This window comes from Streptomyces sp. NPDC048001, assembly GCF_043203115.1.
GTDB lineage: Bacteria > Actinomycetota > Actinomycetes > Streptomycetales > Streptomycetaceae > Streptomyces > Streptomyces sanyensis.
The window spans coordinates 151,537-173,569 of record NZ_JBIDBN010000001.1 but is presented as its reverse complement, the minus strand read 5'-3'; the positions used below and the strand labels follow the sequence as shown (position 1 = coordinate 173,569).

The window sequence follows — 22,033 nt, the reverse complement described above, 5'->3', positions numbered from 1 at the left end:
TCACTTCTCACCCAGGTAGTCGATGGTGCGGGCCGCGAGGTACGGGGCCTCTTCGATGCAGAGCCGCTGGCCGTAGAACTCGGACCGCAGCACCTCCGCGGTGAGCTCGCCGGTGACGACCGAACGCCACTGGCCGAGCGTGTCGTTGTCCTTGGCGAAGAGCATGAGGAGGTCGACGTCGACCGGCTCGGGACGGTAGGCGGTCAGACCGCGCGCGTTGGTGAGGAAGGAGGCGTAGAGGCGCCGGCAGAACGCGACGGCGCGTTCGTCCGAGCCCGCGCGGCTGCCGAGCATCGCTGCCGCCGTGGTCCGCAGCACCTGCTCCAGCTCCGCCTCCTGCGGGGTGATCGCCGGGAACCGGTCGGTGGTCCCGGACATCCGCAGGATGTCGTCGTGGAAGACGACCATCAGTTCGTCCTCCGGCGTCTCACCGGTGGAGTCCAGCTCCAGGTAGCCGTCGACCACGACCGTCCTGCCGATGCCGAGCCCGCGGTCGGCGGCGATGCGCCCCAGTTCGAGGCAGATCGCCCCGCCGCCGCAGGAGGTGAACAGATGGAACTCGTCCTCGCCGAACTCGTCCTGCAGGAGGTCCGCATAGACCTCGGCCAGCCCCTGGTAGCTGTCCGGTACGTTCTCGGCGCCCTTGACGAGCAGGGGGGACTGCAGTCCGTAGCAGGCCCGGTCGGTACCGAGTTCCCGGACCATGCGGCCGTATCCGTCCACCATGCCGAGCCCGGCGTGCACGAAGACGATCGGAGTGCGCGGGCCCGGGTTGCTCATCCGGATCAGGGCGTGCTCGGCGTTGGCCGCCTGGGGCTGCGCCTTCTCCGCGGCCAGTTCGGCGATGGTCTGGAACCGCAGCAGGTCGCCCATGTTGAGCTGCCAGCCGAGGCGCTGGTTGATGTTCTCGATGGTGGCCAGCGCCAGCAGCGAATCGCCGCCGGCCTGGAAGAAGTTGTCATGCACGGTGACTTCGTGCCTGAGCATGGCGCTCCAGACGTCCAGCAGGATGTGCTGCACCAGGCTCGGTTCCACGGGGTCGGCCGACGGTGCGGCGACCGTCTCCGCTGCATTCATGTGCTGTGTCCTTCTCGGAGTTCTCACGGACGGTTGACTGGGGCGGAGCCGACTCGGGGGCGGGACGCGGGACGAGTACGGCCGTGCGGACCGGGCGGTTCGACAAGGCCGTCCCGCCCGGTCCGCCGGGCCGGCTCCACGGCCTGTGACGCTGAACCTCAGGCGCTGCTCGCGACGGACATCTCCTGCTCGACGAGGTCGCCCAGCGCACTCGGGAAGCGGAGGAACTCCCAGTGGTCGCCCTCGAGGACGTGGAACGTGGCCGTGGCACAGTCCTCCCAGCCGGGCCACACCTCGGCCTGCGGGACGACGTCGTCCTCGGTCCAGCCGATCACCGAGACGGGGACGTCCCGGCTCGGCAGCGCCTCCGCCCGGTAGCCGCGCTGTACCCGCAGATCGGCGAGCATGGTGTCCGCGGCGATCTCGACGAACTCTCGGGGCAGCTGCTGCCCCAGGGCCGCGCACCGGTCCTCGATCTCGGCCACCATGTCGACCTCGGCCAGGTCGACGAAGTTCAGCCTGCCGTACAGGCCCCTGTGCGGAGCCCCCCACCCGGAGGCGAACAGCCGCCGGGGAGCCGGCAGTCCCCGCCGCTCCAGGTGCGCCGCGGTCTGCAGCAGGAACGGAACCGCACCGCAGTGCCCGATCAGTGCGTACGGCCGGTCCAGCCGGTCGGCGATCTCCGCGACCAGGCCTTCGGCGAACTCCTGGTGGCTGGTGACCGTGTCCTCGCCGAAGCGGTTCTCGCGTCCCGGCGGCTGCACGGCGCAGAACCGCCCCCTGCCGAGCTGTCGCGGCCATGCCCTGAAGGAGGAGGCCCCGGTGCCCGCGTACGGCAGACCGAAGACCAGGAAGTCACCGTCGTCCGGGACCGGCTGCAGGGTCCAGCGGGTCATGACCGCTCACCGAGGTGGAGCACCACGTCCATCCGGGCCATGCCGTTGATCCAGTTCGAGGTCAGGTGCCTGGGCTCCTCGGGGAGCTCGAACCGCTCGACGTGTTCCGCGAGGATCTCGAACAGCACCGTCAGCGCGGCCCGGGACACCAGCGCGCCGATGCAGTAGTGCGGCCCGACGCCGAACCCGAGGTGCGGGTTGCTGCCCCGGTCGATCCGGAACTCGTACGGGTCGTCCCACACGGCGTGGTCCCGGTTCGCCGAACCGACCCAGCCGCACAGCCAGTCGCCCTTGCGGACGGCCTGGCCACCGAGCTCGGTGTCCACATCGGCCCGGCGCACCAGGTGGTGGGTCGGCGATGTCCAGCGGGTGCCCTCGTCGACCAGGGCGGGGATCAGGGAGGGGTCGGCGCGCACCTGCGACCACAGGTGCGGCCGCTCCACGAGAGCGGTCACGATGTGGCCGGCCACGTGCGGGGTGGTGGCGTGCGCACCCATCATCAGGCTGTAGTAGTTGAGTGCCACATGCCACTCGGTCAGCGGCTCGCCGTCCAGGAGCAGCCCGGTCAGCGCCGTCATCACGTCGTCGCCCGGGTCGCCGGCCCGCATCCTGATCGCCGCGCCGAACAGGTCCAGCAGGTGCACGTGCGCTTCCCGCGCCGCCGTGTGCGCGTCGAGCCCACCGGTCAGACCGGGCTCGTCGGGCGCGATGCTCACGGCCGACCAGTGCGCGATCTCCTCGCGCAGCTCCTCGGGGATGCCCATCATCGGGGCGAGCATCGCCATCGGCAGCCTGTGCATCAGCCCGACGAAGTCGCCCTTGCGGTCCGCCAGCAGGGGGGCCACGACCCCGCCGACCTCGGCCCTGAGCTGCTCGGTGCAGCGGCGGATCATCGCCCGGCCCAGTTTCTGCATCACCGGGTTGCGCAGCTGCGCATGGCGGGGAGGGTCGGTGACGGTCATGGTCTTGCCCGTCGCGGCGTCGCCGACGCCGACGGAGCTGAGGATCGTGCCGTCCTCGGAGCTGAACCTGCGGTGGTCCTTGAGGAGCTGATCGACGTCGGCGTGACGGGTGAAGTTCCAGAACCCGGTCCCGTTGGGGGCCTTCTGCCACCAGACGGGGGCCTCTTCGCGCAGGGTCTGCCACAGGGTGTGCTGGCATGCGTCGCGGTAGGGCACCGGATCGTAGAGGTCGACGCCGGCCAGCGGGACCCGGGCGTCGCGGTCGGGACTCGTGATCCTCATGCCCTGCCCCCGACCGGCTGCAGCTCGTCGACGAGTCCGGTGAGGCCCTGGACGGTGGGCCGGCGCAGGAAGTCCCGCGAGCTGATGGTGATTCCCAGGGCCCGCAGGTGCTCCAGCATCCGGACGCTGCGCAGGGAGTCCCCGCCGAGGGCGTAGAAGTCGTCCTCGGTGCCCACTTCGTCCAGTCCGAGTACGTCGGCCATCACCTGGGTGACCAGCCGCTCGGTCTCGGTACGGGGCGGGACCGGCTCGGGCAGGTCGAAGTCCGCGCGGGTGGACCACGGGCGGGGCAGGGCCTTGCGGTCGACCTTGCCGTTGGGGTCGAGCGGCAGGGTCTCGAGGAGCACGTAGTGCGAGGGGGCGAGATAGTCGGGAAGGGCGCCGCCGACCCAGCGCCTGAGCGCCGCGGTGCTCAGTACGGACCGGCCCGCGGGCGACACGTACGCCACGAGGCGCTTGCTGTTCTCGTCGTCGCCGACGGCCAGCACCGCCACCGCGCCGATCGCCTCGTGCGCCGACAGGGCGGCTTCGATCTCGCCGAGCTCGACACGGAATCCGCGCACCTTCACCTGGCGGTCCGTGCGCCCGATGAACTCGACCTCACCGTCCGGGAGCAGCCGGCCGAGGTCGCCGGTCCGGTAGAGGCGGCCGCCCGGAACCGGTGGCTTCGGGTCGGGCACGAAGCGATCCGCCGTCAGTGCCGCCCGGTTGTGGTAGCAGCGGGCCAGGCCGTTGCCGCCCAGGCAGATCTCGCCGACCTCGCCGGGTGCCACCTCGCGGAGCTCCTCGTCGAGGATGGACAGGGTCTTGTTGTCCAGGACCCGGCCGATCGGCACACGCTCGTAGGGCCGTGCCGGATCGACCCGGTGCAGTGTGGCGAAGACGGTCGTCTCCGTCGGCCCGTACGCGGCGTACAGGCCCCGCTTCACCAACCCGGCCGCAGCCCGGACGTGTTGGGGAGAGAGCACGTCGCCGCCCGTCAGCACCGTACCGACGGAGCCGAACATGTCGACGTCGTGGTCGACGAGCAGGTGGAACAGGCCGGTGGTGAGGAACAGCCAGTCGGGTCGGACCGCACGCAGGGTCCGGCCCAGCTCCGCGACGGAGATCTCGTCCTTGCCGAGGGCGGCGACGGTGGCGCCCCGGGCCAGCGCCGACCAGATCTCGAACGTCGCGGCGTCGAAGGCGGTCGGGGCCAGATGCGCGACCACCTCGCCCCGGGCGACGGCCAGCCGGGGGTCCGATCCGATCAGGTCGGTGACCGCGGCATGTGTGACGCAGACACCCTTGGGGGTGCCGGTCGATCCGGAGGTGTACACGATGTACGCGAGGTCGCCGGGACGGATGTCCGGTTCCGGCGCCCCGGCCCCGGCGGACGCGCCACCGGCCTCCAGCACGGTGCGCATGTCGACCTCGGGGTACCCCCCGGGGCCTGCCGTGCCGGCGGTGACGATGAGTGCCGCGCCGGAGTCGGCCAGGATGAGCTGCTGCCGCTGCACCGGGTACTCCGGGTCGATCGGCACGTACGCGCCACCGGCCTTGAGCACCGCCAGGGCCGCGACCACGAAGTCGGTGGACCGCGGCACCGCGACGACCACCCGCGAGCCGACCGTGACGCCGCGCGCCCGCAGCACCGCGGCCAGCGCGGTCGCCTCGGCGTGCAGGGCGCCGTAGGTGAGTTCGGTGCTGCCCGCGGTGACCGCGACGGCGTCCGGGTCCTCCGCGGCCGCGCCCGCAACCCACTCGTGGATGAGCTGATGTTGCACCACTGCTAGTCTCCCTTGGTTCTCAGCGAGCCGAGCGCAGGCTCAGCGGGCACAGGTCAAGCCATGCTTCTTCGATCCGGGCCAGGGCCTGCTCGCGCGAGACGGCTTCGCCCACCTCCTGCCAGCCCCCCGGCACGGGCTCGCCGACTCGCCAGACCGAATACTGACCCTCGTGGTTACGGACCACGCTGTATTGCGAGCCGTTCTCCGGCACCGCACCTTCGGCAGTCGCCTCGGCGGCCGTCTCATGCATGTTTTTCCACCTTGTGATTCTGCGAGGTCCGCAACTCGGGGATTCGCGGAGATCGAGATGTCCGCAGCGGTACGTCCCGCGCGCATCTCCCGGTGCGTCGGATCCTGCGGCGGTCGTAAGGAAATGGGGTTCCTGTGAAAGAGGCCCGTGGCGGTGTGCGCCGGGCAGGTCCGGGCCGTTCGGGCGGGTGCACCCGTCACCGGTCGCGCAGGCCGGTGCGCAACTGCCTGCGCCGATGCCGGCCCCGGAGCTGTACAGGAGTGTCAGTGCACGTCGATGCCGTGGAACCCGGCGAGCAGACGTGCGGCGGGGGAGCGTGGGCGGGTCACTGCCACCCGAGGTCCGGGGCCATGGCGCTGCCGGATTCCTGGGCCGACGTCCGCGTGTGTGCGGACTGTTCCGCAGCCACTCCTGCGGCGAACATCAAAGGCAGTGCGCACACGACACAGAGAATCGCCTTCTTGAAACGCTCCATGTTTCTTTCCCTCCCCCTCTCGGCCTTGACAGCCGAGTTTGTCTGGTCGATGCATTGATCTTCACCGAACCGGGCGAGCGGGAACAAGCTTTCTGCCTGGCACATTCTGCTCCTGGCAGTTTCATGCCTGCACCGGAAGACCGGCCGGCTACCGCGGGGGGCGGGCTCCGCCAAGAGGCAGGGGAGTGCACTGCAGGAGCCGCCAACCGCCGACCGGCCCTCCGGAACGGGCGACGGCGGCCCACAGCGCGCGGACATGGGACTCCGCGGCCGCGGAGTCCTGCGCCGAGACGAAGAGGACGCCCCGGGCACCCCCCCTGCTCATGTGCAGACGTACGTGCTGCAGCCGGCCATGGCTGCCGTCATGCTGCAGGAGGGCGTTCCTCAGCTTCTCCTCCGCCGTCGGCGGCAGAGGAGGAGGGGAGGACCACGAGGCAGCTATCAGAAACAACGGTGCCACCCTTTCGGGATGAGTTTCGGGCCCCGCACCCGTACGCATGCGGGACGCGAGGGCCCGATGTCTTCAGTGGGCGTGGATCGGTGACCACGGGATCGGGACGACGGCCGTCCGGCTGTGCCGCCGGAGTCACAGCCGGACAGCCGGACAGCCGGTTTCCGGGGCGGGAGGACGTGGGGCGGGCCTGCCTCCCGGCCGTTCGGGGCCGGGCCGGACGTCGAGGGTGCCGATGGCGGCTTCGGGCCGCTTCCGGAGCGCCTGCATCCGGCCCCTGCGGTCCGGCCCGTCCTCTCCGGACGTCCCTTCCAGGTCCGGCTCGTCCCTTCCGGTCCCGGGCTCGTCCCTTCCGGTTTTGCCGCTGCATCGGGAGGCCGTTCCGGGCCGCGGAGCGCGGGCGTCCAGCCGCAGGCCAGGGCTCCAGGACGGCACCTGGCGGACGGTGCCTCGATCGCGCGGCCGGTGAGCGGCCCTGCGGCGCCCGGGCAAGCAGGTTTCGGGGGCTGCCCGATCCGGCAGCAGGGTGCCGCACGGGTGCCGGCGAAGACGTACAGTGCCGCCAGAGCGGTGTCCAGGTCTGTTGGGGCCACTGACCGGCGGGCGTCCTCGACATAGTCGCAACCAGCACGAACATCGGACTCATTCAGCTAGGAGAGATGTGCTCCACACGTGGGAAGTGGGAGATGCCACCGACACCGTCTACCGGGAGATGCTGCGCAGCCCGGGCATCGGCATAGCGGCGCTGTGCGCGAAGCTGAACCTGACGGAGGACCAAGCCCGGGACGCATTGGACAAGCTGGCCGATCTGGCTCTGATCAATGCCTCGTGGGACGCGGTCGGCAGTGCCCGCCCCGTCAGTCCGCACCTGGGGTTCCAGGCGCTGTGGGCGAAGCGGCAGGCCGAGATCGCCGGCCAGCAGAAGGCACTGGACGAGGCCCGCGCGCGGATGGCCTCGCTCATCGATGACTACATGACGGAGTATGCCGGTGCGCGGGGCTCCGGCATGGAGCGGCTCACGGACCTGGTGTCGGTCCGCGACTGCCTCGAAAGACTTGCGTCGGAGACCCGGCAGGAGTCGCTGGCCTTCGCACCCGGCGGGCCCCAGACCGAGGCCAACCGGACAGCCAGCCGACCCCTTGTGCAGGATCTGCTGACACGCTCGGTCTCGGTCAAGACGGTCTACCTGGAGAGCATCCGCAACGACGTCGGGTCGGTGGAGCACTCCACCTGGCTCGCCGCTCAGGGCGCGGCCATCCGCACGGTCGCCCACCTCCCCTTCCGTATGCAGATCGTGGATCGCAGAGCGGCACTCATCCCCCTCCAGCTCGAGGACTCCGCCCAGGGCGCGCTCCTCGTGGAGGAACCCGCGGTGGTGTCCGTGCTGTGTGCTCTGTTCGACATGGTGTGGGCGACAGCTGTTCCGCTGGGAACAGCGGCCGCACCGACGGGCGACGGGCTGTCGCCCCAGGAACAGGAACTCCTGAGGCTGCTGGCCCAAGGACTCACCGACGAGGGCGTGGCCCGCAAGCTCGGCGTGTCCATCCGTACGGAACGGCGTATGGTCACCAAGGTCTCCGAACTCCTCGGCGCCCAGAGCCGCTTCCAGTTGGGGCAACGAGCGGCCGAGATGAGACTGCTGTAGCCCGGCTCGCCTCGGCCCTGCCAGCCTTCCATGAATCGGGGGGCGGGGAGAGGCATACGGGTGGCAGGAACCAGGCACGGCAGCTTTGTGCCAGGGGCTGGGGGACCGTCATGTACCGGCGCCCCGGGGCGAGGCCGGAGGCTCCGTCGTGTGTCGGTATCTCCCTGCTCCCGCGTCGGCGGTGTCTCACCGAACGGGCTGGGCCCCCGGCCGCGCGATCGGGCGGCACCGGGGGCCGGTGTGCCCCGCGGGGGCCGGTGCGACGGGCGAGCGGGTGGCCGCCGACCCCGGAGTCCGTCCGGCGACGTGGCGGAAGGGGAGGCGTCGCGCGGACCGTGACGACGCGAGCGGGCCCGCAACGACCGGCCAGGAGAGCGCCGGACTTCGCCAGGGGCATCACACCGTGCGCGCGGGCCGCGCGTGCGTCGTGGGACGGTCCCGGGCAGGGACCGGCAGCCGGAGACGTCCGGCGCGGACGGGGCGTCAGGACGCGGAGCCTCGGGCGGGCACTCACCGGCCAGGCGGCAGGCGGAAGGCGGCAGGCTCGAAGCCGGCTGCCGTGCCTGCTAGAGCCTGTCGTCAAAGCGTCAGGCCCACATCAGGATCGATGCGAGGGTGACGGCTGCTTTGTAGGACTGGGCGGTCTTGTCGTAGCGGGTGGCGATGCCGCGCCACTGCTTCAAGCGGTTGAAGCACCGCTCCACGACGTTGCGGTGCTTGTAGATCTCCTTGTCGAAGGCCGGAGGGCGGCCGCCGAGGCTGCCCTTGCGGGCCCGGTTGCGGACCTGGTCGGCCCGTTCGGGGATGGTGTGCCCGATGCCGCGGCGCCGCAGCCAGGTGCGGATCGCTTTCGAGCTGTAGCCCTTGTCGCCGATGACGTGACCGGGCCTGGTGCGGGGCCGGCCCGGTCCGGTCCGGGGCACCCGGATGGCGTCCATCAGCGTGGTGAACTGGGTGCAGTCGTTGGTGTTCCCGCCGGTCAGGACGAACGCGAGCGGGCGGCCGACCGCGTCGCAGGCGAGGTGGATCTTGCTGGTCAGGCCGCCTCGGGACCGGCCGAGGGCCGGGCTTTGGCGCCCCCTTTTCGGGCCCCGGCGGCGTGCTGGTGGGCGCGGACGATGGTGGAGTCGACCGACACCAGCCAGTCGATGTCACCCGTGGCGTCGGCCTTGGCCTGGGCGGCCTGGAGCATCCGGTCGAACGTGCCGTCCGCCGCCCAGCGGCGGAAGCGGGTGTGGAGGCTGGTCCACGGACCGTACCGTTCGGGGACGTCCCGCCAGGGGACGCCGGTGCGGAACTTCCACACGATCCCGTTCAGGACCATCCGGTCGTCCAGCCGGGGCCGCCCCAGCGTGGGCCGGGGCAGCAACGGGCGTATCAGGTCCCACTCGGCATCGGACAGTTCATGGCGACGTATCACCACACCATGATCCACAATCCAAGATCACTTTGACGACAGGCTCTAGCGATCACCGCCGGAGTCCTCGGTGCCGTATCCGTACGGGTCCCCGTCTCCGGGCGGCGGAGGGAACACCATATCGCCCGGCAGCGGACCTTGGTCCTGCTGACGCGCGTAGCGGTGCATGCGGACCCGCAGGTGCATCTTCCGCTCCCGCACCCGCAGCCGGCGCCGCTCCCGCCGGCCCGCCTCGTCGTCGTCCAGCTCCTGGATGAGCCGCCGGTTGTCCCAGTAGCCGCGTTCCTGGTCGGCTACGCCCTCTCCGGGAGAGGGAACGCCCGTGTCTCCGTCTTCGTCCCACTGGCCTGCCATGCGGATCAGACTACTGGCCGCCCCGCGCAGGGGTGTGATGTCCGCTCCTCCCGCGGGCCCGCCCGCCACGTCGACATCTATACGGAGAAGAAGCGCACGGCGCCATCGGTCGCGGAAGCGCGCCGGGAACTGGGTCAGAAGACGGTCGCGGAATACTCGAAACAGTGGCTGCCCCGCCAGCGCCGGATGACCGAATACTCCACGGGCGGGCACGTCAGCAGCTTCATCAACGTCCATATCGTTCCGCGCCTGGGCTCACGGAAGCTGATATCCGTAACCCCCATCGTGGTGGAGCGCTTCCTGGACGAGTTGGAGGCGGACGGGGTCGGCCGCGGCAACCAGGTCAACATTCTGCGTACCCTCAAGGCGATTCTGCGGGACGCCTACGACAAGGGCGCGATGGCGGATGACCCGATCAAGGGAGTGCAGGAGCCGGAGTACGTGCGCCAGAGGGTGGTCGTTCCGGACCTGGCCTATCCGGAGCAGGCTCTGGCTGCCGCGGGTGACGACCTTGCCCTGGAGATCGTGATGACGGCGGGGTGCGGACTACGCAACGGCGGAGCCCGGGCCGTGAACATGAACAACGTCGTGGCGGACGACGTACACCGGGTGCATGAGCAGGTCCACTCCACCACGCACCGGCCGGCAAAGCTGAAGCACCGCAAGGTGGGGGACTTCCGGGAGGTTCCGCTGCCCCGATCGGTACGGGAGGCGATCGAACGCTACGAGGAGAAACACGGCACGACGAAGGAGGGGTACCTGCTGCGGGGGCCGAGCGGATACTCCACGGAGCCGATGGAACGCCGACGCGTCCGCACGCTCCTCGAGAACCTGCCCGTCGTGGACGGGACGCGGATGTACGGCTTCCGGCACTACTTCGCCTGCAACGCGCTGGGCAGAGGCATCCCGATCACCGACGTGGCCGAGTGGATGGGGCACAAGTCGATCGAGGAGACGTACCGCACCTACCGGCACCTGATGCCGGGCGGCATCACCAAGGCCGCCCGGATCCTGGACGCCGACCTCTGGGAAGCAGCCTGATTCCCGGATTTGATGGAACGGCAGGTTCTTCGAGTACAGCGGGCCACCGCAAGCTTGACGCACGTGCTGACAGCGAGGCAGTCTGCCGTGCAGCCGCTTTGGGTTCCTGTCGTGGTGAGGATGTCCCGCACGCCGGTGAGGCCCTGCTGTGGGCGTTGATCCAGCTGAGCGGTGTTCACCAGCTGGGCTTGGCCACCTTGCCGTACGCCCACGTCGGGCCCTTGGACATCTCAAAGTGCAGATGCGGTCCGGTGGAGTTGCCGGTGCTGCCCACGGCGCCGAGCCGCTGCCCGGCCGTGACCCTCTGGCCGGCCTCGACGTGGCGCCGCGACAGATGGCAGTAGGTGTAGACGTGGCTGTTGTCCGCGGCCAGCCCGATCCACTGGCCGTACGCGCCGCCGTTGCCGTTCGACCAGGCGATGGTGCCGCCGCGGACGGCGACCACGGGCTCCCCGGCCCTGGCGGCGTAGTCCTGTCCGGTGTGCCGGCCTCGGCCGTCCGGCCGCCAGGCGTAGTTGCCGGGTGCGTAGAACTCGAAGGAGACCCGGTGTCCCGGCACGGGCGAGGCCACCCGGCCCGCGCCGGAGGCGCCCGCTGCCTCGGCATCGAGCTGGAACAGGCCGGTGAGGCGGCCCAGTTCGGCCAGGGACGCCCGGCCCGGGATGCCGTCGGCATCGGCCCCCTCGTACCCTTGGGCGAGCTGCTCGGCACGGTAGGCGGCCCGGGTCTGCTCGCCGAAGAACCCGGTGGCGCCGTCGGGGATGTCGCGGCCGCGGCTGATCAGCGCGTGCTGCACGAGACGCACGTCCTCGTTGCGCAGGCCGAGCCGGACGTCGGACACAGCGACCATGACCAGGCTTTCCCTCGACGGGTCCGGGGACGGTGGCGGAGTGCGCCCCCGCGTGTCGCTCCCACGCTACGCAAGCGGCGTCAGCGCGGCGTCACCACACGGTCACCCCTCCCGTTCCGGCCCCCGGTGCAGGGTGTCCCCGGCTCCCCGAGGCGGGCCCGGCGGGGACGCCGCGGGCGGCATCGGCGGCAGGCCGGCCGCCAGGTCGGGCAGCAGGACGGGCTCCAGCCGGAGCCGGTCCTGAGCGGTGAGGCGGCGCGCGAGTTCCGGCGGCCGGTAGCGGTCGTCACGGTCGTAGCGCTCCTTGGCCGGTACCGCCAGGAACTCGTTCCCGTCGGGCTCGTTCCGGTCGTTCACGGCCCGGCCCAGCGGCCGGTGATGGGCCCTGGCCAGGTGGTAGGCGCCTGTCCGGGACTCGTGGAGCCTTCCGGAGGCGTCCGGTCGGACCCGGAAGGCGGCACTGGTCTGGGGGCTCATCACCGGCGGCCCGGCCGCGCCGACCACGTCGTCGAACTCCAGGCCGTAGCGACGGGCCTGGTCGACCATCCACAGCAGCGCGATGTCGGACAGCCCCGTCTCCTCGTACCCGCCGCCGACATCGCTGTGCACCCCGGCGAACCACACCTGCTTCAGTTCCTGGCCCTGCCAGGCGGCGCCGGGCCGCTGGTGCCACAGCGTCGGCCGGAACGCCGACCGCTTCTCGTCGACGGCCACAGCGTGGAAGGCGCCCTCGACCGAGGTGCTCAGCTCGGTGTCGTGGAAGGCCCAGCGGCGGTTGAACCGGGTCACCACCGGCCGGAGCAGGGCCGCGTCCGGTACGGGGATGCCCAGGGCGCCGACGGTGTCCCACACCCCGATGAACCGGATCCCCGCCTCGCGTGCGTAGGAGCGGCGGAACAACGTGGACGCCGCGCCGTTCGGCTGCTCGATCCGGTCGCGGTACAGGGACCACGCCTCGCCCATCCGGTCGACGTGCTCCGGCCGCAGGATCCCGCTGTTGCGGACCAGCCCCGTCAGGCTGCGCACGGTGAACGCGCCCCGGCTGAAGCCGAAGAGGAACAGTTCGTCGCCGGGTTCGTAGGCGCCTACGAGGAACCGGTAGGCGTCCGTGACGTTCCGTGACAGCCCCACGCCGAAGGCGCCGCCCCGCAGTCGCTCGCCGCGCCGGGTGCCGACGCCCCGGTGATAGCAGACCCGCTGTTCCGTGCCGGCGGCGGACCGCGGGAGCACGGACAGGGCGACCTTGGTCACGTTCGTCCTGCTCGGCTGATCGGCGAAGTTCCAGGTGCCGTCGCAGCAGACGATCAGTCGTTTGGCCATGACGAACTCCTCCTCGTGGGCGTGGGGCCCGGCCTGTCGCGGGGGTCAGCGGCTCGCCTCGATCTGGCGCATGCGCGCCGTGAGGACGTCGGCGTAACGGGGGTCGGTCGCATACCCGGCGGCGGCCACCTCCCGGGCGAAGGCGTAGGGGTCACCGGTGTGGTCGAAGGCGGCCCGGTAGCGGGGGTTGTCCCGCAGGAACCGGGCGTGGTGGGTGAAGGACTCCTGCGGGGACGGGTAGGTGCGGAACCAGTCCCGCACGACGTACCCGTACCGGCCGTCCGGCCGCGGCGTGACCGAGATGACCTCCGGGAAGACGGCGTCCGGGCGCCGCAGCACCTCCCGGGTGCGCAGCAACTGCCGGGTCTCCTCCGGGTCGGTCGCCTTCGCCTTGACCCCGAAGAAGTTGTTGCCCGGGGCGCTGCGTCCCCAGTCGGACTCCAGGGCGGCCTGGGCGAGGGTCACCAGGACAGGCACACCGAGCTGTGCCTCGCCGGCTTCGGCAAAGGGACGGTAGCGGCGGTGGAAGTCCGCGGCTGTGACCGTACCTCGGCCGACGGCGGGCACGGCGGGGGCGTGCGACCACGCCGCCTCCACGCGCCCCGGAAGGCCGGGCCACTGATCGGCGATGCGCAGCGGATAGCCGGGGAGCTGCGACTTGGTGTGCCAGTCGAGCGCCACGTAATCCTCGCCTTGGAACAGGTACGCGCGTCCGGTGCCGGTGTTGACCGCCGCGTCGACGCCGTCCGCGGACCAGGCCGGGTCGACGCCCCGCCATCCGGCCGCGATGTCCTTGGGGTGGCCGGGGTCCTGCCGGTCCGCGGCGATGTCGTAGCGGCAGTAGCGGGGGCCGCGGAAGAAGTAGACCTTGCCGTCTCCCCAGTTCATGGCCGCGTCGAGGGTGTCGAAGGCGAGGCCGGGCCACATGCCCGCGATGGGCCGTGGATATCCCTCGTCCATGTGGCCGGTGTCCGTCGGGATGCGTGCGTAGTCCGGGCCACGGAACACGTACAGCTTCCCTGTTCCCAGGTCCACCGCGGTGTCGACGCCGGCTTCGAAGCCCGCCGGCAGGCCGTGCCAGAGGGCGGCGAGGGGCTGCCGCGCGGTGACGGCGTTCGCCGTCCAGTCGAAGACGGCAGCCTCGCCCGCCCAGGAGAAACAGGAGATGGTCAGGGGTGCCATGAGGTCTCTCCTTGCCGGTCGGGCCGCTTCGGCGGCCGGTTCACGCGGCGCGGGGCACGCGTAGGGCGTTCCAGGAGGCCGGGCCCGGTATGCCGTCGGCGTCGGTGCCGCGGTAGCCGAGCTTGTGCTGCCACTTGGCGAACGACGCTCGGTCGGCCTCGGTCCACTGGGGTCCGGGTGCCTCCAGGTAGGCGGAGCAGTGCTCCTCGACCAGCCGTCGGCCCATTATGTGGATCACCGGGCTCCGCGGTGCGCTCCGGAACCATGCCGCACCGGGGAAGGGCTCGTACGAGGGAGGAGGCGGCTTGCCGGGGTCGTCGGTCGGCGGCAGCGCGGGCATCGGTGTGCCGAGGATGCCGATGACCTGGGTGCCGAGGCCGAGCACGGTCGTGGTGCCCGAGCCGTCGGCGGTCGCCGGTGAGCCGGTGCCCGGATGCAGGAGGAACGGGCCGAAGGCCGGTGCGGCGGAGTCGAGCGCGGCATGGGCCTCGGCCGTCCAGCTGCCGGTGATGCGCACGTCCCGTACCAGCAGGAGGGCCTGCGGCAGGCAGTGGGCGGTACCCCCCTCGGGGGGTGCCGGAACCAGCTGGCCGCGGCGCATCCCGGGCAGGTACCAGCCGGGGTCCTCGATCAGTTCGGGGTGCCACCACGGCGTGCCCGCGAGGCGGCGCACCATGCGCACCAGGGTGTGCTCGAAGTGGACGTGCAGTTCGCCGCCGCTCGTCGGCGTGGTCGTGGCCGACGGCTCGGGGGCCGGCTCCGGTCCTGCCGTGAAGGCGGTTGGACGCAGGGTGGGCAGCATGGTGAGCGCCGTGTCGCTCAGGGCCGCGTGTTCCCTGGCGGTGACCACCTCGGAGGGGGCCAGGGCCGTGCCCTCACCCGTGGCCACGGCGTCCTGCAAGGCGGTGGCGCGGTCGGCGACGAGTGCCAGCAGTGCGCTGCGCGGGGTCCCCTGGACGGCCTGCGCCCAGTGCCGCGAGCGCAGCTTCCACAGCGCAGGGTTGGCCTTCGGCAGTGCGGTCTCGCCCGTATTCCCCGCCGGTGGCGAGGTGGCGGTCGACGTGGCGGTGGTGTCGACGGTCTTCCAGTGCACCGCCCCGGTGGGGGCGGCCCAGTCGTCGGGTTCGATGCCCAGGGGCAGCGCACCGGGGTTGGGGCCCAGGTCCGCCTTGGCGAGGATGAACAGGTCGCGCACGCGCATCCCGGCGTCCGTGTCGGGGGCGGCGACGGGGCGGCCGTACTGGGCGATGAGGGTGTAGATGGACGAGGCGGAGATGCCGGTGCCCAGCGCGGCCGGAACGGGTGTGCAGTCGCTTAGCCTCAGCAGCAGCGGGAAGTCGTAGTCGGCCCTCAGCCATTCGGAGACGAGCAGCGGGTTGACCACCCCTTCCTGGACCATGTCGTCGTCCACGGCCTGGCCCGGCAGGACGGCGAGCGCGAAGTTGCCGCTGCCGGAGGTGACATAGGTGCGCAGCAACTGGGCGAGGACCTGCCGGCCCAGCGCGACCAGCAGGTCATCGTCGGCGGTCATGAGGCACGTCCCTCAGGTGGTCGGAGCCGCTGGTGGCTGGGGACCGGCGGCGGGTTGCGGTGCCGCGGGCGTCGCGGCCGGGGCGGGGGCGGGTTCGGCGGCGCTCCCGTTCCCTGCGGCCGTGCCGGTCTGCCGGGCTTCCGTCTTGGGGGCCAGCGGCGTGATCTCCCCGACCCAGCCCACGATCTGCGCCCCGCGGATCTCCAGCATGCCCCGCCGGCCCTCCCGGTGGAAGGTCCAGCCGTGGTCGCTGCTGCCGCCGGACTCGAAGACGCCGTGGGACTCGGACTCGCTGTGCTGGACGGAGCCGCCGAGGCCGAGGTAGCCGACGGAGCCGCCGAAGCTGGTGGAGCTGGAACTGGTGTCGGAGCGGGAGTCGGCGACGGCCTTCTCGAACGCGTCACCGGCCGCTCCCCAGTCGTCGGCCGAGATCGTCACGTTGCGGACGACGACGAACCCCTTGGGGATCATCGGCAGCAGCTTGTCCTCACCGGCGGGCGGTATCTGGCCCTCGACGGTGCCGTCGCTGATGCACCCCTTCGGCTTGCCGACGACGTGCCAGCCGTCCATGTGGAACAGGTCGCCCAGCAGCCAAGGGCGGCGGATGGTGGCCATGAACCACTCGAACTCCACGCTGGCGTTCGCCGTCTCGTCCCGGAAGCTCGACCACGACGAACTGTCGGTGTGGGTACCGGACACGGCGCTGCTCTCGCTGTGGGAGGCGTTCGCGGAGGCGCCGAAGGAGCCGATGCCGAAGCCCGCCCTCCCCGAGGTGGACGAGGAGCTGTTGTCGTAGAAGCTGCGCCCGAAGGACTGTGCGTGGTCCGCGGCAGTGGCGTGCGTGGTGCTCGAGTCCACGCTGATCTTGGTGGCGCCGAAGTCCTGGTTCTCCCGGTCCCACCACGAGACGGGGTCGATGTAGGAGTAGGGCACGCCGACCGCGACGGAACCGGCGAGTCCCAGCTGGTAGGCGTCGAACATGGTGCGGGCCTGGGCGATGAAGAAGGCCGCGGCGCTGCTGCCGACGGACTGGGTCGTCGCGATGGCGTCCTCCACCTCCTGGCCCCCCATCGCGTACAGGTCTGCCCTCGCCCGGTCGACGGCGCCCTTGTACTTCGCGCTGGTGACCGGCCAGACCTGGCCCTCGGCGGGGTTCATGGTGGCGCCGGCGAAGGCGTTGGCGAACTCGCTGACCGCGTCCTCGTACAGCTTCCTGTTCTTGTTGTAGATCTCGTACTTGCGCGAGTAGCCGGTCATGTTGCCTTCGGCGTCGAAGGTGAACAGCGTCTTCTTCGCGGCGTCGATCCGGGCCTGGACCTCCGGGCTGGGCGGGGGCACGTCCTCGGCCTGCATGCCGACGAGCGCGGTCTTGTAGGCGGCGCTGACCTTGCGGTTCGGCCAGGCGCTGGCGATGCCGTTCCTGGTGACCATCAGCATCTCGTCGACCAGGTTCGAGGTGAAGGCGGCGGACTGGAGCGCGTGCTGAAACTGCGGATCGGGCTGGGCGGGCGCGGCCGCCAGCGCGGCCGCGGGGGTGGTGGCCTCGGGTGCCGCCGGTGCGGCGGGTGCGGCCGGTGCGAAACGTCCGTCACTGGTCACGGCGGCCGAGGTGGCGCCCCCGGCCGGTGTCCAGGGGTACGAGTACATGGTGGGGTCGATGGGGTAACCCACGGGCAGGTGCATGTAGATGGCCGTGCCGGAGGGCTTCCCGTCGGGCCCCACCATGCGGGCCGTGATGGCCGAGTGGATCTGGTCGAGCGCGGCGACGAGTGTCTGGGTGACGCCCCCCGACGTCTGGAGCTGGGAGTCGACTGGCATGGTGCCGGTCCTTTCCATGTCGTGTGCTGCCGGCGTGGTCGGGTCCGAGGTCATTTCTCCTTCTGCGGCCGGGCGGTCAGATTTCGAGCGGGTCGGGTGGCGGGCGGCGGTTTCCCGGCCCCTCGGTGTCCTGGGGCGGGCTCGCCGGCCCTCGTACGGCGTCCAGGACCATCTGGCCCCGTCGGTCGACGAACTTGGTGAACAGTTCCTGGGAGTAGCCGAAGACGACGGCCCAGGCGATGATCTGGGCGGAGGAGTCGAGTGCGCTGAGGCCCGGCACGAAGCCGCCGCGCATCAGGAGCAGACCGAGGACGGCGGTGAGCGCTCCCGCGGGGAGCTTCAACAGGGCCAGGGCGATCGGGACCGGGTACGCCGTCGACGTGCCCCTGATCTTGCGCAGTGCGGTGGCCGCGGCGAGACCGGCGGCGACGAGTCCGATCACCTGGACGACGATGTAGTCGCCCCAGGTGGTGACCGCGCCGATGTTGACGTCGAGGTCCTGGGACATGGGTGCGTCGTCGGTGCCGATGGGGCAGACGACGCGGTAGGGGACGGGCGAATCGGGACTCGTGGGAGGTCCGGTGGGGTCGGCCGACTGCGTGGGGTCGAAGCACAGGGGCACGGCCTGTGGCCAGATGGCCGTGAGCACGGCCACCCCGACGGCGAGCATCATCAGGAACCCGGCCACGCAGTAGACGATGCGGACGAAGCTGGCGGCGCGCAGCTTCTCGCGCAGGGCGACCGACTGGGCGGCTTCGACCGCCTCCGTCAGCCTGATGACCTCTTCCGCGGTCGAGATGGTCCGGAGCCGCTCGACGGACTCGCGGCGCGTGTCGGTGACGGGGAGATGCTCGATGACCGCCGCCCTCAGGCCGGGGAGATAAGGGGAGACCTCCTGGGGCGAGGCGAGGAACGACTTCAGCCACAGCAGGGCTGCCGCGTTGAGGTGGGTGTGCGCCGCCATGATGTGGGAGCCGAGGGGGCTTCTGTGGTGGGCGTTGAAGGTGACGATCCGTTCGGCGGCGTCCAGCTCGTCGTGGGCCGCCGCGAGCACGGCGCGGGCCTCGTCCGTGAGCGCGGGCAGGCCCTCCCTCACCGATATGAGGGTCTTGAGTTTGCGGATACTGGCCCGGGTCTCCTCGCTCAGTTCCCAGGACCGCCGCTCCCGCCACCACTCGCGCACCCGTCCCGGTGTGAACCTGCGTTCCGTCCTGCTGGCCATGGCTAGCCCGGCTCCGACCGGTCGTCAGCACGGGTCGACACCCGGCAGCCAGGAGGCCGGGTGGTCGATGAAGATGTTGGAGACGTAGCCGCCGAGTGCGGGTACGTACGACCAGGCGTCGTTGCGGTGGCCCGCGGTGTCGACCATGTCGCCCCTGGTCTGGCAGGACACCGTGACGGGTGTCGGGCCCCGGAGGAGGCCGACGACGGGGGCGTCGAGGCGAGGCTGTGCCCGTACGTTGACCCCCGTGCCCCAGGTGATGAAGTCGCCGCCGGCGGGGGTGGTGTTCCCGCCGTCGGAGGGCGCGCCCAGCAGGGGCAGCTTCCAGTCGCCGGCGTCGTCGCACTGCGGGTCGGCCACCACCGACAGGTGGACGTGCTTCTCGTGGGGGTTGGTCCCGGCGTACGGGGCCCATTGCCAGTCGCGGCGGTTGGCGATCCGGCGGTTGGCGATGACGTACTTGATCCGTGGGTCGCGGCTGTCGAGCAGTTGGTCCGCCAACTGCTGGATGTCGAGGCCGTGGGCCGGGTCGTGGGTGAAGTCACGGGCGGTGACGATCCCGGGCCCGTACCAGGGGTTGTGGTCGCTGGCGCTGCCGCGCGCCTGGTGTGCCGCGTCCCCGATGCTGCCGTCGGAGGCGACGCTCCGGCCGGGGAAGCGGGCGTCGAGCTGATGCCGGAGGGTCTCCAGGCTGGTGGCGACTCGCCAGGACATGATGCCTCCTCCGCGGCCGGCCCGGTCTGCCCGAGGGGTACGGGCGGGTGCCGTGCCACTGCTGTTCCGACGGTACGAATGTGCCGTCAGCCGGGCGTCACTCCGCCGTTACCGGCCGGAGGGGACAGCGAGGGGAACGCGGAGAGCAGGCGGGTGAACCGTGGGGACGGTTCGACGCCCAGTTCGTCGAGGACCAAGCGGCGGTAGGCGCAGTAGTGGCGGATCGCCTCGTGCAGGTTGCCTTCAGCGAGGTGGACGGAGACGACGGCCCGGTGGGCGCTCTCGCGCAGCGGTTCCGCCCGCACCCCGGCCCATGCCGCCTCCAGGGCCAGGGCCGGCCGGCCCTCCCGGGTCAGGGCCTCGGCCAGCGCGTCGAGGGCGTGCAGCCGCAGCTGCCGAAGGCGCTCCCGCTCGACCAGCACCCAGTCCTCGTCCCAGCCGGGCAGCAGGTCGTCGCACATCAGCGCCTCCAGGGGAGGCTGGGGGCGGGCGGGTGAGCTGCCGCGTCCGACGATGCCGAGGGCGGTGCGGGTGAAGCCGTGGATGTCCACCTGCAGGGTGGGTGAGATCGCCAGCGAGTCACCGCAGCACCGGATCAGGGGCGGGCCGTCCCGCGGCAGTTTCCACAGGGTGGTGCGCAGGCTGCCGCGGGCGTGCTGCTCGGTGACCTCTGGCCACAGGCTGCCGGCGAGGACCGTGCGGGAGACGCGTTCCCGTATGCCCATGAACGCCAGGAGCCGCTGGCTGTTGCGGCACAGCTCGACGGGCTCGGTCCCGAACTCCAGCTGGAACCGACCGAGCAACCGAAGCCGGGGAGGAGGGGGAGTCACCATGATCGCGTCTTCAACATGATCGCCTGGTTCAGGACATGCACAGCGCTGTCGGCCGGTCCCCGCCGCCTTCCTCAGTATCCGCCGCTTCGATCGCGCTGTGCAACCCGAGCCGGATCGTCAAGTCGGTGTCCAGGCCGGGGCCCTGAACCGGAGGCAACGGCCCGGTCTCGTCGGTTCCAGCCCGGTACGGCCACGGTGCGCAGGGCTTCCTCCGCTCGTGCCGCCAGGCCGTCCGCACCGCAGGAGCGGGCCAGGGAGAGGCCGCGGTTCACATCGGTGGCCGGGCGGGCGACGATGCCGTACTCGACGCGGGCTGCGGCGTGTTCGTACTGGTAGGGCGAGGCAAGCCAGGTGGGCGACCGCCTGTGCGGCGAGCTGGACCGCGCGCCGGCCGGTCTCCAGGGCGGCTGCGCAGCGCAGGGCCTCCGCCTACGGCGGTGTCCGTGCCGAAGCGCTCGGCCTGGCGGCGGGCGTCGGTGGCGAGCCGCGCAGCGCGGGCGAGGTCCCCGGCGGCCAGGTCGACGGCTCAGGGGGCCACCACGGGGTTGTGCTGGCCCCGGCGGCCGACGCCTTCTCGACCGTCTCCGGTTCGTTGACGCCGTTCTTGGTACGGCCGACGGCGAGCAGCAGCCGGCCCCGGACGGAGCAGGGGCCGGGCGGCACGATCGTCGACGGATTGGGCGGGGCGAAGCCGTACTGCTCGGCGATCGACCAGTCCTCCTCGACATGGCCGCGGGCGAGCAGCGTGTTGACCAGGTTGCAGGCTCAACTTCTTCCGTACACTGCACGTCGCATGGACATGTTGATGCCACCTCGCTGGCAGTACGTGTTCGGCGTTGTCCCAGGCGGAGCCGGTTACGCGGCATCCGGCCGATCGCAGGGTGACTCCACCCCTTCCTCTATAGCGGAGTCCGCAGCTGGTCTCCTCGTCGGTGGCCTGGTGGTGGCAGTCCTCCGATACCTCGGCCGAGATAGATGGCTCCCGCTCAGGTGCGGGCGCCAAATGTCCACTGGGCCGGTGCATCGTTCTCTGCATGTACCTCCCGCCCGGGCGGGGCCATGCCCGGAGGAGGAGAAGACACCGTCCTGGGCAGTGTCTCGATTCAATCCGAAGCCACTCCGCACACGCCGCCAGCCCGGCGGGGCTCGCTGCGGCAGCAGGCCCCGGCAGCCCGTCAGGGAACCGTCCCTCTCGGTGCTGGTGGCGTGCTGCGAGCTGAGCTCATGTGCCTCGCTGTCGTGCAGGACGCCGAGGTTCTGCCCGCGCAGGTCCTTGAGGGGATCACGGCTGCCCGTAAGGTCCTCCAGGCACTGGAGGACCGCATGAGGGCCTGGTAACGCGCGGTGAGGCGCCGGTGAGCGACACCTACACCGTGCTCCACGACCAGCACGGCCTGGTCGACGCCGAACTGCCGCTGGACCGCGCCCCGTACGAGGCGCTCGTCACCGCCGTCCTCGCATGGCAAAACCCGAACCTCACGCCCCGCCGACTACGAGCAGATCGCCCTCCAGCTCACCGGGCACGCCCGCGCCCTCGCCGCCGACGTCCAACACCACGCCGCCGCTCTGCCGAAGCACGACGGCCGCAGCGCGGCGGTCCCGCCCACGATCTCCACTCCGCCTGACGCCGGGGAACGGACGCTGCGGTCGCTGAGGGATGAGCAGCGGGTGGGGGAGGTGTCGTCGGGTCAGGCGGCTTGGTCCGACTCGTGGACGCCGTCGTCTTCCTCAGGCGCTTGTTGGTGCGCGGCTTTCTCGTGGGCGCGGAGGGTGGCCCAGAGCGGGACAGTTGCGCAGGTGAGGTGACCAGGGCAGGGGCCACAGCATGTGCCACCAGGCTGCTTCGGGTGTGATGAGGGGGCCGAGGGCGGCGGTGGTCATGCCGGCGGCGAGGCTCCAGCACAGCAGGCGCCCGGCCCGTTGCACGGAGCGCGTGAGCCGCCG

18 protein-coding genes and 2 pseudogenes are annotated in these 22,033 nt (G+C 71.3%); 3 read left to right on the top strand and 17 right to left on the bottom strand.

What is annotated here, in order from left to right; translation table 11 throughout:
* From ACGF15_RS00780 to ACGF15_RS00755, 6 genes are all read right to left on the bottom strand, one after another.
* On the bottom strand, positions 1-1,077 hold the full coding sequence (locus tag ACGF15_RS00780; RefSeq protein WP_392796458.1) for a phosphopantetheine-binding protein: 1,077 nt from the start codon (positions 1,075-1,077) through the stop codon (positions 1-3).
* Positions 1,078-1,235: 158 nt separating this feature from the next.
* Positions 1,236-1,973, bottom strand: a complete 738-nt coding sequence (locus ACGF15_RS00775; protein WP_345608395.1) for a thioesterase domain-containing protein — start codon at positions 1,971-1,973, stop codon at positions 1,236-1,238.
* On the bottom strand, positions 1,970-3,217 hold the full coding sequence (locus tag ACGF15_RS00770) for a cytochrome P450 (RefSeq protein ID WP_392796457.1): 1,248 nt from the start codon (positions 3,215-3,217) through the stop codon (positions 1,970-1,972). The genes ACGF15_RS00775 and ACGF15_RS00770 overlap by 4 nt, the downstream gene beginning before the upstream one ends.
* Positions 3,214-4,983, bottom strand: a complete 1,770-nt coding sequence (locus ACGF15_RS00765; RefSeq protein ID WP_392796456.1) for an amino acid adenylation domain-containing protein — start codon at positions 4,981-4,983, stop codon at positions 3,214-3,216. Before ACGF15_RS00765 ends, ACGF15_RS00770 begins: the two co-directional genes overlap by 4 nt.
* A 22-nt stretch (positions 4,984-5,005) precedes the next feature.
* On the bottom strand, positions 5,006-5,236 hold the full coding sequence (locus ACGF15_RS00760) for an MbtH family NRPS accessory protein (RefSeq protein WP_345608389.1): 231 nt from the start codon (positions 5,234-5,236) through the stop codon (positions 5,006-5,008).
* Between the two features lie 325 nt (positions 5,237-5,561).
* Positions 5,562-5,711 (bottom strand): hypothetical protein, encoded by a 150-nt coding sequence (locus tag ACGF15_RS00755; RefSeq protein WP_345608387.1) that lies wholly within the window; start codon positions 5,709-5,711, stop codon positions 5,562-5,564.
* A 1,130-nt stretch (positions 5,712-6,841) separates the two neighbouring features.
* On the opposite strand from ACGF15_RS00755, the gene ACGF15_RS00750 reads away from it, so the two are divergent.
* Positions 6,842-7,807, top strand: a complete 966-nt coding sequence (locus tag ACGF15_RS00750; protein WP_362607277.1) for a helix-turn-helix transcriptional regulator — start codon at positions 6,842-6,844, stop codon at positions 7,805-7,807.
* A 587-nt stretch (positions 7,808-8,394) separates the two neighbouring features.
* On the opposite strand, the gene ACGF15_RS00745 is transcribed toward ACGF15_RS00750, so the two are convergent.
* Positions 8,395-9,224, bottom strand: a protein-coding gene (locus ACGF15_RS00745; RefSeq protein WP_392796875.1) for an IS5 family transposase whose coding sequence is annotated in 2 segments (ribosomal slippage) — positions 8,395-8,880 and positions 8,883-9,224 — 828 coding nt in all. Because the reading frame shifts where the segments join, the coding sequence is not laid out codon by codon here.
* Between the two features lie 45 nt (positions 9,225-9,269).
* The gene (locus ACGF15_RS00740; protein WP_392796894.1) at positions 9,270-9,578 is read right to left on the bottom strand and encodes a hypothetical protein; all 309 of its coding nucleotides are present in this window, start codon (positions 9,576-9,578) and stop codon (positions 9,270-9,272) included.
* Here ACGF15_RS00740 and ACGF15_RS00735 point away from each other — a divergent pair.
* Complete coding sequence (locus tag ACGF15_RS00735; RefSeq protein WP_392796874.1) at positions 9,474-10,619, top strand: tyrosine-type recombinase/integrase; 1,146 nt, start codon at positions 9,474-9,476, stop codon at positions 10,617-10,619. The two genes, ACGF15_RS00740 and ACGF15_RS00735, sit on opposite strands and share 105 nt — an antisense overlap.
* Positions 10,620-10,794: 175 nt before the next feature.
* Here the strand turns inward: ACGF15_RS00735 and ACGF15_RS00730 are convergent, their stop codons facing one another.
* The 9 genes and pseudogenes from ACGF15_RS00730 to ACGF15_RS00690 form a co-directional block, all read right to left on the bottom strand.
* Entirely contained in the window at positions 10,795-11,469 is a 675-nt protein-coding gene (locus ACGF15_RS00730) for a peptidoglycan DD-metalloendopeptidase family protein (protein WP_345608383.1), read from the bottom strand.
* A gap of 102 nt (positions 11,470-11,571) precedes the next feature.
* Complete coding sequence (locus ACGF15_RS00725; protein ID WP_392796455.1) at positions 11,572-12,789, bottom strand: DUF2235 domain-containing protein; 1,218 nt, start codon at positions 12,787-12,789, stop codon at positions 11,572-11,574.
* A 45-nt stretch (positions 12,790-12,834) separates the two neighbouring features.
* Positions 12,835-13,971 carry a hemopexin repeat-containing protein gene (locus tag ACGF15_RS00720; protein ID WP_392796454.1) on the bottom strand — a complete coding sequence of 379 codons (1,137 nt, stop codon included), beginning with the start codon at positions 13,969-13,971 and terminating at the stop codon, positions 12,835-12,837.
* A gap of 40 nt (positions 13,972-14,011) precedes the next feature.
* Positions 14,012-15,502, bottom strand: coding sequence for a peptidoglycan-binding protein (locus tag ACGF15_RS00715; RefSeq protein WP_392796453.1), 1,491 nt, complete (start codon positions 15,500-15,502; stop codon positions 14,012-14,014).
* Between the two features lie 12 nt (positions 15,503-15,514).
* Positions 15,515-17,320 carry a hypothetical protein gene (locus tag ACGF15_RS00710; protein WP_392796452.1) on the bottom strand — a complete coding sequence of 602 codons (1,806 nt, stop codon included), beginning with the start codon at positions 17,318-17,320 and terminating at the stop codon, positions 15,515-15,517.
* A gap of 76 nt (positions 17,321-17,396) precedes the next feature.
* Positions 17,397-18,542 (bottom strand): hypothetical protein, encoded by a 1,146-nt coding sequence (locus ACGF15_RS00705; RefSeq protein ID WP_345608375.1) that lies wholly within the window; start codon positions 18,540-18,542, stop codon positions 17,397-17,399.
* Positions 18,543-18,566: 24 nt separating this feature from the next.
* Positions 18,567-19,256: a hypothetical protein gene (locus ACGF15_RS00700; RefSeq protein ID WP_345608373.1), complete on the bottom strand. Its 690-nt coding sequence runs from the start codon at positions 19,254-19,256 to the stop codon at positions 18,567-18,569.
* Positions 19,257-19,342: 86 nt separating this feature from the next.
* Entirely contained in the window at positions 19,343-20,089 is a 747-nt protein-coding gene (locus ACGF15_RS00695; protein ID WP_345608371.1) for a BTAD domain-containing putative transcriptional regulator, read from the bottom strand.
* 194 nt (positions 20,090-20,283) lie between these two features.
* Positions 20,284-20,851: pseudogene (locus tag ACGF15_RS00690) on the bottom strand (ATP-binding protein); the annotation flags it as partial.
* A gap of 593 nt (positions 20,852-21,444) precedes the next feature.
* Here ACGF15_RS00690 and ACGF15_RS00685 point away from each other — a divergent pair.
* A pseudogene (locus tag ACGF15_RS00685) lies at positions 21,445-21,682 on the top strand (restriction endonuclease); the annotation flags it as partial.
* Positions 21,683-22,033: the final 351 nt, after the last annotated feature.